14 protein-coding genes are annotated in these 13,999 nt (G+C 67.8%); 9 read left to right on the top strand and 5 right to left on the bottom strand.

The features are described 5' to 3' along the window. The first annotated feature begins 72 nt into the window (after positions 1–72). From ABN611_RS37885 to ABN611_RS37900, 4 genes are read left to right on the top strand one after another with little or no spacing between them, the layout of a single operon-like run. A complete protein-coding gene (locus ABN611_RS37885; RefSeq protein WP_350277123.1) occupies positions 73–675 on the top strand; it encodes a heme-copper oxidase subunit III in 603 nt (200 codons plus the stop codon). Beyond that, positions 672–1,538 carry a cytochrome c gene (locus ABN611_RS37890; protein WP_350277124.1) on the top strand — a complete coding sequence of 289 codons (867 nt, stop codon included), beginning with the start codon at positions 672–674 and terminating at the stop codon, positions 1,536–1,538. Before ABN611_RS37885 ends, ABN611_RS37890 begins: the two co-directional genes overlap by 4 nt. Continuing rightward, on the top strand, positions 1,535–2,581 hold the full coding sequence (locus ABN611_RS37895) for a Rieske 2Fe-2S domain-containing protein (protein ID WP_350277125.1): 1,047 nt from the start codon (positions 1,535–1,537) through the stop codon (positions 2,579–2,581). The genes ABN611_RS37890 and ABN611_RS37895 overlap by 4 nt, the downstream gene beginning before the upstream one ends. Next, positions 2,578–4,251, top strand: coding sequence for a cytochrome bc complex cytochrome b subunit (locus ABN611_RS37900; RefSeq protein ID WP_350277126.1), 1,674 nt, complete (start codon positions 2,578–2,580; stop codon positions 4,249–4,251). The genes ABN611_RS37895 and ABN611_RS37900 overlap by 4 nt, the downstream gene beginning before the upstream one ends. A 48-nt stretch (positions 4,252–4,299) precedes the next feature. On the opposite strand, the gene ABN611_RS37905 is transcribed toward ABN611_RS37900, so the two are convergent. Beyond that, complete coding sequence (locus tag ABN611_RS37905; RefSeq protein WP_350277127.1) at positions 4,300–4,764, bottom strand: MarR family transcriptional regulator; 465 nt, start codon at positions 4,762–4,764, stop codon at positions 4,300–4,302. A 41-nt stretch (positions 4,765–4,805) separates the two neighbouring features. Between ABN611_RS37905 and ABN611_RS37910 the strand changes: the two genes are divergently transcribed. From ABN611_RS37910 to ABN611_RS37925, 4 genes are all read left to right on the top strand, one after another. Further along, a complete protein-coding gene (locus tag ABN611_RS37910) occupies positions 4,806–5,609 on the top strand; it encodes an alpha/beta hydrolase (protein ID WP_350277128.1) in 804 nt (267 codons plus the stop codon). 37 nt (positions 5,610–5,646) lie between these two features. Beyond that, a complete protein-coding gene (locus ABN611_RS37915) occupies positions 5,647–6,120 on the top strand; it encodes a pyridoxamine 5'-phosphate oxidase family protein (protein ID WP_350277129.1) in 474 nt (157 codons plus the stop codon). Between the two features lie 140 nt (positions 6,121–6,260). Further along, positions 6,261–8,234: a DUF222 domain-containing protein gene (locus tag ABN611_RS37920; RefSeq protein ID WP_350277130.1), complete on the top strand. Its 1,974-nt coding sequence runs from the start codon at positions 6,261–6,263 to the stop codon at positions 8,232–8,234. Between the two features lie 212 nt (positions 8,235–8,446). Next, positions 8,447–8,767 carry a CPCC family cysteine-rich protein gene (locus tag ABN611_RS37925; RefSeq protein ID WP_350277131.1) on the top strand — a complete coding sequence of 107 codons (321 nt, stop codon included), beginning with the start codon at positions 8,447–8,449 and terminating at the stop codon, positions 8,765–8,767. Positions 8,768–8,824: 57 nt separating this feature from the next. Here the strand turns inward: ABN611_RS37925 and ABN611_RS37930 are convergent, their stop codons facing one another. Beyond that, positions 8,825–9,037, bottom strand: a complete 213-nt coding sequence (locus ABN611_RS37930; RefSeq protein ID WP_350277132.1) for a hypothetical protein — start codon at positions 9,035–9,037, stop codon at positions 8,825–8,827. A 984-nt stretch (positions 9,038–10,021) separates the two neighbouring features. On the opposite strand from ABN611_RS37930, the gene ABN611_RS37935 reads away from it, so the two are divergent. Continuing rightward, on the top strand, positions 10,022–10,363 hold the full coding sequence (locus tag ABN611_RS37935) for a hypothetical protein (protein ID WP_350277133.1): 342 nt from the start codon (positions 10,022–10,024) through the stop codon (positions 10,361–10,363). Positions 10,364–10,401: 38 nt separating this feature from the next. On the opposite strand, the gene ABN611_RS37940 is transcribed toward ABN611_RS37935, so the two are convergent. The 3 genes from ABN611_RS37940 to ctaD form a co-directional block, all read right to left on the bottom strand. After that, a complete protein-coding gene (locus ABN611_RS37940) occupies positions 10,402–11,664 on the bottom strand; it encodes an Ig-like domain-containing protein (protein ID WP_350277134.1) in 1,263 nt (420 codons plus the stop codon). 182 nt (positions 11,665–11,846) lie between these two features. Next, positions 11,847–12,242, bottom strand: coding sequence for a cytochrome c oxidase subunit 4 (locus tag ABN611_RS37945; RefSeq protein ID WP_350277135.1), 396 nt, complete (start codon positions 12,240–12,242; stop codon positions 11,847–11,849). Continuing rightward, the gene (ctaD, locus tag ABN611_RS37950; RefSeq protein ID WP_350281739.1) at positions 12,239–13,915 is read right to left on the bottom strand and encodes a cytochrome c oxidase subunit I; all 1,677 of its coding nucleotides are present in this window, start codon (positions 13,913–13,915) and stop codon (positions 12,239–12,241) included. Before ctaD ends, ABN611_RS37945 begins: the two co-directional genes overlap by 4 nt. Positions 13,916–13,999 lie beyond the last annotated feature (84 nt).

A 13,999-nucleotide genomic window follows, 5' to 3' on the forward strand; every position in this document is an offset into this window, starting at 1 on the left:
CATAATGACCGCGTGGCCACTGCAACCGCGCTCCCAGCGTCCCGTGAACACGGACACCACGACCGTCCCAGCATGGTCAGTGTCGGCACGATCGTCTGGCTCTCGAGCGAACTGATGTTCTTCGCCGCCCTGTTCGCGGCGTACTTCACGATCCGGTCGGTGACGACCGCCGCCGCGGCTCCGGGGACGGAGACCCTGTGGCAGGTCATGACGGAGCACCTGAACGTGCCGTTCGCCTCGGTGAACACGTTCATCCTGGTCGCCTCGTCGTTCACCTGCCAGGCCGGCGTCTTCGCCGCCGAGCACGGCAAGGTCGGGCGCACCGGCTCGCTGCTGAACATCCGGGCCTGGGGCATGCGTGAGTGGTTCATCCTCACGTACCTCATGGGCGCGGTCTTCATCGGCGGCCAGGTCACCGAGTACGCCGAGCTGGTGCACGAGGGCGTCACGATCTCCTCGGACGCGTACGGCTCGGTGTTCTACCTGGCCACCGGGTTCCACGGTCTGCACGTGACCGGCGGCCTCATCGCTTTCGTGTTCGTCCTGGCCAGGACGTACATGGCTCGTAAGTTCACCCACGAACAGGCTGTTTCGGCGATCGTCGTGTCGTACTACTGGCACTTCGTCGACGTGGTCTGGATCGCCCTGTTCGCGACCATCTACCTGCTCAAATGAGTGAGAAGAGACATCCCTTGTCACCGGCGCGCTTTCTCTCCGCGCGACGACGGCACCGGTCCGCCGGCCTCGTCGTGCTCCTGTTCGGCCTCCTGGCAGTGGGTTCGGCGTACGCCGCCTTCGCCCCTGACAGCGCGGTGGCCGACAACTCGGCCCAGTCGCAGCAGATCGAGGAGGGCAAGAAGCTCTTCGCGGTCGGCTGCTCCAGCTGCCACGGCCTGAACGCCGAGGGCGCCGGCAACGGCGAGGGCCAGATGGCCGGCCCGTCGCTGATCGGCGTCGGCGCCGCCGCGGTCGACTTCCAGGTCGGCACCGGCCGGATGCCGGCCATGCAGCCCGGCGCGCAGGTCCCGCGGAAGGCTCCGGCGTACTCGGAGAAGGAGATCGAGGCCCTGGCCGCGTACGTCGCCTCGCTCGCCCCCGGCCCCGCCGTCCCGGCCTCGGACTCGTACGACGTGAGCAAGGCCACCGACGAGCAGGTCACCCGCGGTGGCGAGCTGTTCCGCACCAACTGCACGGCGTGCCACAACTTCGCCGGCCGCGGTGGCGCGCTGCCGAACGGCAAGTACGCGCCGTCGCTGATGGGTGTCGACGAGAAGCACATCTACGAAGCGATGCTGACCGGCCCGCAGCAGATGCCGGTCTTCTCCGACCAGGTCATGCTGCCCGAGGACAAGCGCGACATCATCGCGTACCTGAAGGCGCTGGAGACCCAGAAGGACCCGGGCGGCTTCGGTCTCGGCCGGCTCGGCCCGGTCTCCGAGGGCCTGTGGGGCTGGCTCGTCGGGATCGGCCTGCTGGTCGGCGTAGCGGTCTGGATCGGCGCCAAGGGCGTCAAGGCCAAGGGAGCGAAGGCCAAGTGACTGAGAAGAACCTGCCGGCGAAGCCGGAGGAGCACCACGGCGACGTCGAGCTGGCGGAGCCGATCCCGGACCCGGGCATCGAGCCGCACGAGCCGCGGATCACCGACATCGACCCGAAGGCGGCCGACCGCGTCGAGCGCCAGGTGTCGGGGATGTTCGGTCTGGCGACGTTGCTCGTGCTGGGCGCCTGCGTGGCGTACTTCGCGATCCCGCGGGACTCGATCATCGAGTTCGGCCCGCTGTCCGGCAACGCGAACAACATGACCATCGGCCTGTGCATCGGGCTCGCGCTGTTCCTGATCGGGGCGGGCGCGATCCAGTGGGCCAAGAAGCTGATGGTCGACGAGGAGATCTCCGAGGAGCGGCACGCCGCGCACTCCTCGCCGGAGCAGATCGCCGAGATCACCGAGGCCTTCAAGCAGGGCACCGCGGAGTCGGGCTTCACCCGGCGCAAGATGATCCGCAACTCGCTGATCGGCGCGCTCGCCGCGCTCGGCCTGCCGGCCGTCGTCCTGCTCCGCGACCTCGGCCCGCTGCCGGGCCGGGCGCTGTACACCACGATCTGGGCGAAGGGCATCCGGATCGTCAACGACGTCACCGACCGCCCGATCAAGCCGGCCGACCTGGTCGTCGGCCAGCTGGTCAACGCGCAGCCGGCGAACCTGGCCGAGCTGCAGGAGGAGAGCCCGGCCGCGTACCAGAACGCCAAGGCGAAGGCGGCGGTGATCGTGGTCCGGATCAAGCCGAGCGAGATCCGCACCAAGCCCGGCCGCGAGAACTGGGGCATCGACGGCATCCTGTGTTACTCGAAGATCTGCACCCACGTCGGCTGCCCGATCTCGCTGTACGAGCAGACCACGCACCACGTGCTCTGCCCCTGCCACCAGTCGACCTTCGACCTGGCCGACAGCGCCAAGGTCGTCTTCGGCCCTGCGGCGCGGCCGCTGCCTCAGCTACCGTTGGCTGTGGACAGTGAGGGCTACCTGGTCGCGCAGAGCGACTTCACCGAGCCGGTCGGCCCGAGCTTCTTCGAACGAGGGTGACAACAGTGTCGACTAACACAGAGTTCCCCGGACCGGTCAAGTGGTTCGACGATCGCCTCGGCATCGGCAAGATCGGGAAGAAGAACCTGCGGAAGATCTTCCCGGACCACTGGTCGTTCATGCTCGGCGAGATCGCGCTCTACAGCTTCATCATCCTGATCCTGACCGGCACCTTCCTGACCTTCTGGTTCAAGCCCTCGATGGCCGAGATCGAGTACCAGGGCTCGTACAGCCTGCTCAAGGGCCTGCACATGTCGGAGGCGTACGCCTCCACGCTGGACATCAGCTTCGACGTCCGCGGCGGTCTGCTGATCCGGCAGATCCACCACTGGGCGGCGATCCTGTTCATCGCCGCGATGATGGTGCACCTGCTCCGGATGTTCTTCACCGGCGCGTTCCGCAAGCCGCGGGAGCTGAACTGGCTGATCGGCTTCGGGATGCTGTTCCTCGGCATCATCGAGGGCTTCATCGGCTACGGCCTCCCCGACGACCTGCTGTCCGGTACCGGTCTCCGGATCACCAACGGCATGATCCAGGCGTCACCGGTGGTCGGCACGTACATGAACTTCTTCATCTTCGGCGGCGAGTTCCCGGGTGACGACTTCGTCGCACGGTTCTTCATCGCCCACGTGCTGCTGATCCCCGGCATCATCCTGGCGCTGGTCACGGTCCATCTGTTCCTGGTCGTGTACCACAAGCACACGCAGTACGCCGGTCCCGGCCGGACGCAGAAGAACGTGGTCGGCTACCCGCTGTTCCCGGTGTACACGGCCAAGGCCGGCGGCTTCTTCTTCGTGGTCTTCGGCATCACCGCGCTGATGGGCGCGCTGCTGCAGATCAACCCGGTCTGGCTGTACGGGCCGTACAACCCGGCCGAGGTGACCGCGGGCTCCCAGCCGGACTGGTACATGGGCTGGCTGGAAGGCTCGGTCCGGATCTTCCCCGGCTTCGAGTCGACGTTCTGGGGCATCACGCTCAGCTGGAACCTGATCATCCCCGCGCTGATCATTCCGCCGGCGTTCGTCACGCTGGTCGCGCTGTATCCGTTCATCGAGGGCTGGATCACCGGCGACAAGCGTGAGCACCACCTGCTCGACCGGCCGCGGGACGTCCCGACCCGGACCGGTATCGGCGTCGCCTTCATCGTGTTCTACGCGATGCTGTGGGTCGGCGGCGGTAACGACCTGATCGCCACCCACTTCGGTCTCTCGCTGAACAGCGTGACCTGGTTCCTGCGGTTCGCGGTGATCCTCGGCCCGATCCTGGGCTTCTGGATCGCGCGCCGCTGGGCGATCTCGCTGCAGCGGGCCGACCAGGAACGGCTGCTGCACGGCCTGGAGACCGGCGTCATCATGCGGTCTCCGGAGGGCAAGTACACCGAGAAGCACCAGCCGATCTCGACGTACGAGGCCTACTCGCTCACCGCGCGGGACCGGGTCCTGCCGCACGAGCTCGGCCCGGAGACCGACCTCAACGGTGTCCGCGCCCCGCGCCGCGCGCTGTACAAGGCCCGCGCCGCCCTCTCCCGGTTCTACTACGCCGACGCGGTCCAGAAGCCGACGGCGCAGGAGATCGAGGAGGCGCACGAGCACGCGCACGACGCCGACGAGATCCACGAGCTGACGGAGGACACGGAGACCTACCGCGAGGTCACCAGCGACCGCTCGTAATGTCGTAAGCACGAAAGAGCCCCGGCGACCTCGCCGGGGCTCTTTCGTTTATCCGAGCGCTTCGCTGACCGCGGTGAGGTAGTCCCGGACCACGGCGCGCTGGCCGGTGTCGAGTGCTCGGGTGGTGTCGGTGAGGCGATTGAGCAGCGGGCCGAAGAACTGCCAGCCGAGGTCGACGGCGCTGTCCGAGACCTGGAGGTGCGCGCTGCGGGCGTCGGTCCGGCTTCTGACGCGTTCGACATGGCCGGCGGCCTCCAGGCGGTGGATGACGGCCGTCGTGGCCTGAGAGGTCATTCCCAGCTGTTGCGCGAGCCAGGTGGGCGTCGGCTCGAGTCCGGCGCGTTCGGCGTCCAGGAGGCGCACCAGGGCGCGCACGTCGGTCCCGTGCAATCCCGTCGTACGGGCGAACTCCCCCATCGCCAGCTCGAGGCGCAACGCGACCTCACGCAGCAGGTGTACGACGTTCAACGCCGCCGCCCGCTCCGGGTCGGCCGTGGTCACTCCTTCACGCATACCCGGCAATTTACCTCACTCAGTGAGCTATCCTCGGCAACATGGGCTTCCAGGAGGCGTACGACGCTCTGCTCGACCGCTGGGGCGTACCGGTCGAGCACCTCGATCTCGGCGGCACGCATGTGAACGTGTGCGGGCCTGCCGACGGCCCGCCGGTGGTGCTGCTCGCCGGGCACGGCGCCACGGCCGCGGTGTGGTTCGCCGTCGCGCCGCGGCTCGCCCAGCGGTACCGCGTCTACGCGCCGGACCTGCCGGGCGATGCCGGGTTGAGCACCGCTCCCCCACCGCGCACCGTCGCCGAGCTGATGACCTGGCTGTCCGGCGTCCTGACGCCGCTTCAGAGCCCGGTGCTGGTCGGGCATTCGTACGGCGCGTGGACGGCGCTCACGTACGCGCTCCAGGCCCCTGTGGCGCGGCTTGTACTGGTTGACCCCACGGACTGCTTCACCGGCCTCAGACCAGGCTACGTGGCGCGGGCCCTCCCGATGCTCCTGCGGCCGTCAGAGCGCCGCTACAAGTCCTTTATCCACTGGGAGACCCAGGGCCTCCCTGTCGACCCGGAGTGGCTCCACCTGGCCGCCCTCGGCTCCGTCGAGCCCAGCAGCCGCCCTGTCAGGCCGCAGCGCCCCAAGCAGTTCGCTGCGCTACCACCGACCACCGTCGTCGTTGCCGACCGCTCCAAGGCCCACCATCCCCGCGAGCTGGCCCGGCGGGCCGAGGCCGTCGGCGCCACCGTCGTACACATCCCCGAGGCGACCCACCACTCCCTCCCCGCGCTGCATGCGGACGAGGTCGCCGCGGCGGTGGTCAGGAATCGAGAAGCGGGCCGCGGCCCCCGCGTCTAGCGTGAGTGGCAGACCCGGACGACCCGTAGGAGTGACCATGACCGAGGTGCTGTCAGAACTGCAGGATCGAACCTTCGCAGGTGCCACCGCGGCGACAGCGCGCACGTACCCGCCGGAGCGGCGGCTGACGGGCGAGCAGCTGACGAGCTACCTCGGCCGCCGGGAGTACGCGGTCATCGGTACGACGCGTCCGGACGGGCGCCCGCACGCGTCGATGTCGATGTACATCCGCCGCGGAGGGGCGTTCTGGCTGCCGGCGGTGGCCGGGTCGGTCCGCGCCCGCAACCTGCGGACCAACCCCTGGCTCACCATGGTCGTCGCGGAGAACGACGACGAGAGCCATATCGCGGTCATTGCTGAAGGCCCCGCCGAGCTGGTCACCCAAGTCCCCGACGACGTACGCGCCGCGGTCGATCAGAACTGGCCCCAGGTCTGGACCTGGGTCGACACCTGGATCGTCCTCGACACCGAACGCGTCCTGTCCTACGCCGCCGAGGAAGCGCGCCCCTGACGCACTGACGCGGTTCTGAGGTATGAGCTGCGTGTGGGCTGTGTGGGCCCACGGATTGCCCACAAAACAAGGGGATTCCGGGGCGAGAACTGTCGGTGGCGCTGTCTAGAGTTCGGGGTATGGACAGGCCACCTGAGTTGATGAGCGACCGCGAACTGGTGCGCGCTCTCGACCGGGCCGACGCCGACCTCGCCCGCCTCGAGACCCACCGGCTACGACTCATCGCGGCCCTGGACAAGTCCGGGTACGCCGAGGAGGTGGGCGCCCGTGACACCGTCCAGTTCCTGCAGTACCGCTACCGCCTCGACCACCACCACGCCCGCCGCGACGTCCGCCTCGCCCGTGCCCTGCCGAAATACGCCGCCGTCACCGCCGCCCTCCCCGACACCGAGACCGGACCGGGCGATGACGGACCGGACGTTGACGGACTGAGCGGTGACGGACTGAGCGGTGACGGGACGGGTAGCGACGGGCCTGTGATGTTGCGGCCGGCGCAGGCCGAACAGATCGTGACCGCGTTGGAGAAGGTCCCGGCCCACGTCCCGGTGGCCGACCTCGAAGTCGCCGAACGCGAACTGGTCCGCCTGGCCAAACACCTGCCCCCAGCCGAACTCCGCAAGGCCGCCGAACAGGCGCGCGACATCCTCGACACCGACGGCCCCGAGCCCAAGGAACACGAGGCCTACGCCCGCGAGTCCCTCACTCTCACGCCGGCCGATCGCGGCGTCAAGTTCCGCGGCTACCTCGCCAACGAGAACGCCGAACTCCTCCGCTCCCTGATCATCACCGGCGCCCGCCCCCACAAAACCATCGACGGCCAGCCCGACCCCCGCTCCCACGCCAAACGCCAAGCCGACGCCCTCACCACCACCCTCACCCTCGCCGCCACCACCCTCGACACAGCCACCACCCACCCCACGACCACCGCACGCACAAGCACCGGCGCGGACATTGGCGCAGGCACAAGCACGGGCACGGGCACGGGCGCGAGCACAAGCACTGGCGCGGGCGCGGGCACGGGCACGGGCGCAGGCGCGGACACTCGCGCAGGCGCGGACATTGACGCGAGCACAGGCGGGAGCGCTGGTGCTGGTGCTGGCAGTGGTTCGGTTGGTGGGGAGGGGGTTGGGGTGGCGGGTGGCTCGCGGGGTGTGGTGCCCGGGTTCGGGGCGAAGGCGAACATCACCGTGACCATCGACCTGGATGACCTCAGAGCAGCCACGACCGACGCGATGGGGACCATGGTCCACAGTGGTGGGCTGTCCGCGGCCTCGATCCGGCGGCTGGCCTGCGACGCGAACATCATCCCGATCGTCCTGGGCTCGAACTCCGAACCCCTGGACGTCGGCCGCCGCGAACGACTCGTCACCAGAGCCATGCGCCGCGCACTGAACACACGTGATCGAGGCTGCGTGGTCTGCGGCGCACCACCGGTGATGTGCGACGCCCACCACCTGATCTCATGGATCGACGGCGGCGAAACCAAGATCACGAACCTGGCCCTGCTCTGCCGTCGTCACCACGTCGACCTGCACAACGGCCACTGGACCATCACCATCACCAACGGCGTCGTCCACGTCGCCCGTCCCAAGTGGGCCGACCCACCACCCACCCACCTCCGACGCCACCGTCATAATCAGCTGCAACCCAATCCCACAACGGCCCCGGGACCCTACCCAGCCGCGCCAACCACCCACTCGCATCCGGAACGAACCGCATCACGGCCCCACGTCGATGGATCCAGTGCGGGCATGGCGGCACCATCCCACCCCACGGCGCCACCCCACCCGGCGCCACCCCACCCCGCAGCGCCGCCCCCCACGGCGCCACTCCACCCCACAGCACCGGCCGAGACTGCAGCACCACCCCATCCGGCGGCGGCACGCCCCACCGGGGCAACGTCGCACGGCGATGGATCCGGGGCGGGTGTTATGGCAGTGTCCGAGACTTGGTGGGATGACGCGGCAGATCCAGGCTCGGCCGGAGTGATGAGGGTGGCCTCGATCGCAGGCGATTCCGTCGTACCGCTTGGCCGGCGGTCACGGTGGAAGGCGGACGGGGCTGTGCTCAGGGAGGCTGCCGAGTTCGCCCTGGTCGATGCACCCGCCAACTGAGGCATCAGGCCCCGCTGATCGTCGGCGGGACACTGTCGACGCCCCTGCGCTTTCCAACTTGCTGGAGCTGGTGAGGGGTTGCAGACCGCGCCGTGGCCTGGCGACCAACTGAGGCAGCCGGCCAACGCACGGATCTGCCGATAAGCCGGACAACGGGTGGCCGTCCAGCTTCTGCGCGTGCGTTGATCAAGAGGAGGTGGGATGCTGCGGCCATGGCCAAGTACCCATGCCCGTGTTGCGGCTATCTGATGTACGACGAGGAGCCCGGGTCATACGAGATCTGCGAGGTCTGCGGATGGGAGGACGACCTCTCGCAACTACGCTTCGCGACCATGGGTGGCGCCAACAGGCCTCTGATCGAGTGTCAGCGACAGCTCATCGCTGTCGGCAAGCCAACCGAGGCCGGCCATCGACGGGACCCCGGCTGGCGGCCGCTAGACCTCGCCGTCGACCAAGTTGAAGTTCCGGAACCGGGACGGGATTACGGACTCACCTACGCCCAGGACAGGACGGCCTACTACTGGCGACGGTGACTCGCCGACCCTCATGCCGCGGTCCGGGCGACCGATGTCGCCAAGTTGACCCCGGCATCAGGAGTAGACGCCCTGACCATAAGTTTCAATCGGGACCGTGAAGCACTCCGCGTGGTTCGCCTTCAGAAAGCTCACGCGCCCATCTACAACAACGATCGCGTCGCGAAGCGAAAGTCCACCCGCTTCCCGCAGATGCTCGAGCGCCTTGATGATCCGGCCGTCGAACAGAAAGCCATCGGCCACAGACCAAACGTCGTCGGGCATGTCCACAGGCGAGGACTCTAGCGTCGCTTCGGCGTTTCCGCAGCCGCGATCCGCGCTTCCGCACTGTCGCAGATCACCTGGCGGACGAGTTTCGCGCATCAGTCGACGGAGGACAGGCGGTCTTCCCAGGGCAAGGCCGAGTCGGCCTTGTCCTGGCCCAGGTGCTGCTCCAATCCGGCCGTTGCCGGGCAGCATGTAGCGGTTGGTGGCGGTGACGATGTGCGGTGCGCCGCGGAGGGGGTACCGCGGGGCGCGCTTGAGGCTGATGCCGCCGTAGCCCTGGCTGACGTTCTCAGTGCTCTAGCTGCCGGGCAAACCACGGGGCGCCGTGGCTGACGTTCTCGGTGCCCTAGCTGCCGGGCAACCACGGGGCGCCGCGGCTGCACTCGCGGCCGTCGTACACCTCCCCGATGCAACCCGCCAGGCTCCGCCGAACCGTCACTCCGAAGAACCGCAGTACTCGTCAGCTCCTCGACCCGAGGCGACACACCGTGACCGATGCGGTCCAGACCGCTGCTAGCCGACGATTGACAGGTGGCCAAGTGCGGGTGGATCAAGGAGGACGGCCGGCTCTGCAAGAATCCGGTCAAGCAGGAGGGCATGCGCTGCTGGCGCCATAAGCACATGCGCACCCCCAGCCCGCGAGCCCCTGGCCCGCGGACGTCCAACTCGGGGACCTCCAGGCGGCGGCCTTCTACCACCGCGAGGACCCGCTCCGCCGGCCGCACGAGTACCGCACGCAAGCGATCAACGCGACAGCGACGTCGGCCCGCCAAGAAGAGCCCTCGTCGAGCACCCGATCGTTCGTACAGCAGCCTGTCCGCCGCACAACGAAGGCGGGTCGACAGCGCCGTCGAACTGTGCGCCGAGGTCGTCACGAGCAGCTGGCAAGAAGCCGTCAGCGACCGCGCAGCCGAGTACGCATCGTCGGAGACACTGCGCAAGCTTGCCCGCTCCCGGCGCCGGCGCCACTGCAAGTCGCTCGCGGAGGTGGCGAAGTTCATCCTCGCCACGAAGGACAAGGCGCACGAGCTCATGGGATGGCTCGGCGGTGGCGTGCTCGGGCTGTTCGGGCTGAGCGGGCTGGCGAAGCGGTTCGCCCGTGAGCTGATAGAGCGAATCCCGCTGCCATTCGACGCAAAGGTCGTTGCGGCAGCTCGTGGCGTGCAGCTGACCGGCATCCTGCTCTGCCTCATGAATTCCGAGGACCTTCGCCGTTGCCAGTGCTTTGTCGACCTAGCCCTCGAGCAGGCGAAGACCACGGTCAAGAAGCTGCTGACCACTGCGCTTGAGGACTGGACACAGTTGGCGGCGTTCGGCGCTAAGAGGTGAGGGCGGGCCTGGCGGGTAGGAACCGCCCTCACGGACACTCAGGACAGTGCGGAGCCGGCCTTGTACTTGGCCCAGGTGGTGTTCCAGTCGGTCCAGCCGTTGCCGGGCTCCATGTAGCGGGTGGTGCCGGTGACGATGACCGGGTCGCCGCGGAGCGTCTGTTTGTAGTACCACTGGGCGTCCTTGAGGCTCATGCCGACGCAGCCGTGGCTGACGTTCTCACTGCCCTGGCTGCCGGACGACCACGGGGCGCCGTGGATGAACTCGCCGGAGCTGGTGACGCGCTGGGCCCACTTCACGTCCGGGATGTTGTAGTACTCCGGGTCGCCCGGCTTCAGGCCGACGGTCGCGGCGTCCATCCGCTTCACCGGGTACTTCTCCATGATCACCTTCACGCCGCTGCGGGTGGTGAAGCCGTCCTTGCCGGCGGTGATCGGGATGGTCTTGGCGACCTTGCCGTTGATCGTCACCGTCATCAGGTGCTTCTTGACGTTGACGTTGGTGACCACCGACTTGCCGATGCTGAACTCGATAGTCCGGCTGGCGGTGCCCCAGGTGTTGTTGCCGGCGCTCACGCCCTGGGTGGCGATGTTCACCGTGACCTTGGTGCCGGCGGGCCAGTAGTTCTTCGGGCGGTAGTTGACCTGCTTGCTGTTCACCCAGTGCCAGCTGCCGTCGACCGGGACCGAGGTCTTCACCGACAGCCGCTTCTCGACGGCCGCACGGTCCTTGACCGGGTTGTTCCAGAAGATCTGGATCGGCAGCGCGACGCCGACGGTCTCGCCGTTCAGCGGGACGACCGAGGCCTTGAGGCTCTTGGACGCCTTGAGCGTCTTGAACGTCGAGCTGATCGGCACGGTGGCGCCGTCGGTGCCCTCGGCCGAGCCGGTCACGGTGTACGTCGCACCGGGCTTGAGCTGCGGCAGCGACGTCCACTGCGTCTTGTCGGCGTTGAAACTGCCGGCGACCTTGTCGCCGTCGTCGTCCTTCAAGGTCACCGCGGTGAGCTTGCCGGCCGTGGTCGTGACCGTGACGGGGTTGTTCGGCTGGACGGACGACGCGCCCTTGGCGGGCACGACCGCGATGCTGGCCGCCGTGGGAGTCTCCGACGGCGTCGGCGATCCGTCCGGGGTCGTGGAGGCGCTCGGCGAGCTGCTCTGCGAGGTGGAGGCGCTGGGGGTTGTCTGGCTGCCACCGCCGCTCCCGCCGGCCTCCGTGTCGCTACAGGCCGTCCCGGCCAGCAGCAGGACGCAGATCCCCGCCACGGCCAGGCCGTGCTTCCTTACCGAACCGCTCACCATTCCCCAGTTCTCCCCTGTTTAGTCAAACCGCGGTAAGGGTAACCTGCCGCAGCGACAATTCCGTGCACCGCACGCGACCGAACCGGTACGGTCCACAACACTCGGTGCCCGGTCGCACTCCTTCAGACGCACGAAAACGCCGCCCGGTTCGTTCCCGGACGGCGTTCTCGTACGACGATCAACTAGTGAGCGTGGTCACCGCGGTAGTACTCGAAGATGAAGCCGCTCAGCGTGATGATGCCCACCGCGCAGCCCGCGATGAACAGCCACCAGCCGAAGACGACGCCGAGGACGACGACGCCGAGCGTCAGCGCGCACCACAGCGGCCACCAGGAGTGCGCCGGGAAGAAGCCGAGCTCACCGGCTCCGTCGGCGATCTCCGCCTCCTTGCGGTCCTCCGGCCGCGCGTCCATCCGGCGCGCGGTGACGGCCAGGTAGAACGCCACCAGCAGCGACAGGAAGAACGTCATCACCAGCGCGGTCGTACCGGTCGGGTCTTCCGACATCAGCCAGTAGATCGGCGTGACGACGACCACGAACACACTCAGGATCCCGAAGACCCAGGCCTCGACCTTCACGCCTTGTCCTTCCCGTCGTTCTCGGTACCGGACTGACCCGACTCAGCCGACTGACCGCTCTGCTCGAGCAGGTGATCGACGCGGCCCTGGTCCTCGCCGGCGTCCAGCAGGTTGTCCTTGCCGGTCCGGTTGTCCGGGTACTCCGCGAGGGCCAGCTCCGCGTGGTGCAGGTCGAACGCCGGCGACTCCGACCGGATCCGCGGCAGCTTCTCGAAGTTGTGCCGCGGCGGCGGGGAACTGGTCGCCCACTCCAGCGAGCGGCCCCAGCCCCACGGGTCGTCGACACCGACCGGCGGCGCCTTGCGGGACTTGTAGACGTTGTAGAAGAACGGCAGCATCGACGCGCCCAGGATGAAGGCACCGACGCTGGACACCTCGTTCAGCGTGGTGAAGCCCTCGTTGGCGCCGTACGACGCGTAACGCCGCGGCATGCCCTCCACGCCGAGCCAGTGCTGCACCAGGAACGTGGTGTGGAAGCCGATGAACAGCAGCCAGAAGTGCAGCTTGCCCAGCCGCTCGTCGAGCATCCGGCCGGTGAACTTCGGCCACCAGAAGTAGAAGCCCGCGAACATCGCGAACACCACGGTGCCGAAGACGACGTAGTGGAAGTGCGCGACCACGAAGTACGAGTCGGACAGCTGGTAGTCCAGGGCCGGCGAGGCCAGGATGACACCGGTCAGGCCGCCGAACAGGAACGTCGTCAGGAAGCCGATCGACCAGAGCATCGGGGTCTCGAAGGACACCGACCCGCCCCAGATCGTCCCGATCCAGTTGAAGAACTTCACACCGGTCGGGACCGCGATCAAGAACGTCATGAACGAGAAGAACGGTAGGTTCACCGCACCGGTGACGAACATGTGGTGCGCCCACACCGCCACCGACAGCACGGCGATACCGAGGGTCGCGCTGACCAGGCCGATGTAACCGAAGACCGGCTTGCGGCTGAACACCGGCAGGATCTCGGTCACGATGCCGAAGAACGGCAGCGCGATGATGTACACCTCGGGGTGCCCGAAGAACCAGAACAGGTGCTGCCAGAGGATCGGTCCGCCGTTGGCCGCGTCGAACACGTGCGACCCGAGCGTTCGGTCCGCCTCCAGCACCAGCAGCGCGGCGGCCAGGATCGGGAACGCGATCAGGACGAGGATCGACGTCACCAGGATGTTCCAGGTGAAGATCGGCATCCGGAACATCGTCATCCCGGGCGCGCGCATGGTGATGATCGTGGTGATGAAGTTGACCGCACCGAGGATCGTGCCCAGACCGGCCATCCACAGACCCATGATCCACAAGTCGCCGCCGACACCCGGCGAGCGGACCTCGTTGGACAGCGGGGCGTAGGCGAACCAGCCGAAGTCGGCGGCGCCGCCCGGGGTGAAGAAGCCGCTGATCGTGATCAGGCCGCCGAACAGGAACAGCCAGAAGCTGAACATGTTCAGCCGCGGGAACGCGACGTCCGGTGCGCCGATCTGGATCGGCATGATCTCGTTCGCGAAGCCGACGAACAGCGGGGTCGCGAACAGCAGCAGCATGATCGTGCCGTGCATCGTGAAGAGCTGGTTGTAGACCTCCTCGTTCACGATCTGCAGGCCCGGCTTGGCGAGCTCGGCGCGGATCAGCAGCGCCATCACGCCGCCGATCAGGAAGAACGCGAACGACGTGACCAGGTACATGTGACCGATCAGCTTGTGGTCGGTCGTCGTCAGGTACTTGACCAGCAGTTGGCCCTTGGTGCGCCGCCGGGGCAGCGCGGTGGT

The organism is Kribbella sp. HUAS MG21 (assembly GCF_040254265.1).
GTDB lineage: Bacteria > Actinomycetota > Actinomycetes > Propionibacteriales > Kribbellaceae > Kribbella.

Coding starts and splice junctions, on each gene's coding strand:
- ABN611_RS37910 (WP_350277128.1), top strand. CDS start 4,806: ATGGGCTTCCAGGAGGCGTACGACGCTCTGCTCGACCGCTGGGGCGTA.
- ABN611_RS37885 (WP_350277123.1), top strand. CDS start 73: ATGGTCAGTGTCGGCACGATCGTCTGGCTCTCGAGCGAACTGATGTTC.
- ABN611_RS37890 (WP_350277124.1), top strand. CDS start 672: ATGAGTGAGAAGAGACATCCCTTGTCACCGGCGCGCTTTCTCTCCGCG.
- ABN611_RS37925 (WP_350277131.1), top strand. CDS start 8,447: ATGGCCAAGTACCCATGCCCGTGTTGCGGCTATCTGATGTACGACGAG.
- ABN611_RS37920 (WP_350277130.1), top strand. CDS start 6,261: ATGAGCGACCGCGAACTGGTGCGCGCTCTCGACCGGGCCGACGCCGAC.
- ctaD (WP_350281739.1), bottom strand. CDS start 13,915: ATGTACCTGGTCACGTCGTTCGCGTTCTTCCTGATCGGCGGCGTGATG.
- ABN611_RS37915 (WP_350277129.1), top strand. CDS start 5,647: ATGACCGAGGTGCTGTCAGAACTGCAGGATCGAACCTTCGCAGGTGCC.
- ABN611_RS37905 (WP_350277127.1), bottom strand. CDS start 4,764: ATGCGTGAAGGAGTGACCACGGCCGACCCGGAGCGGGCGGCGGCGTTG.
- ABN611_RS37940 (WP_350277134.1), bottom strand. CDS start 11,664: ATGGTGAGCGGTTCGGTAAGGAAGCACGGCCTGGCCGTGGCGGGGATC.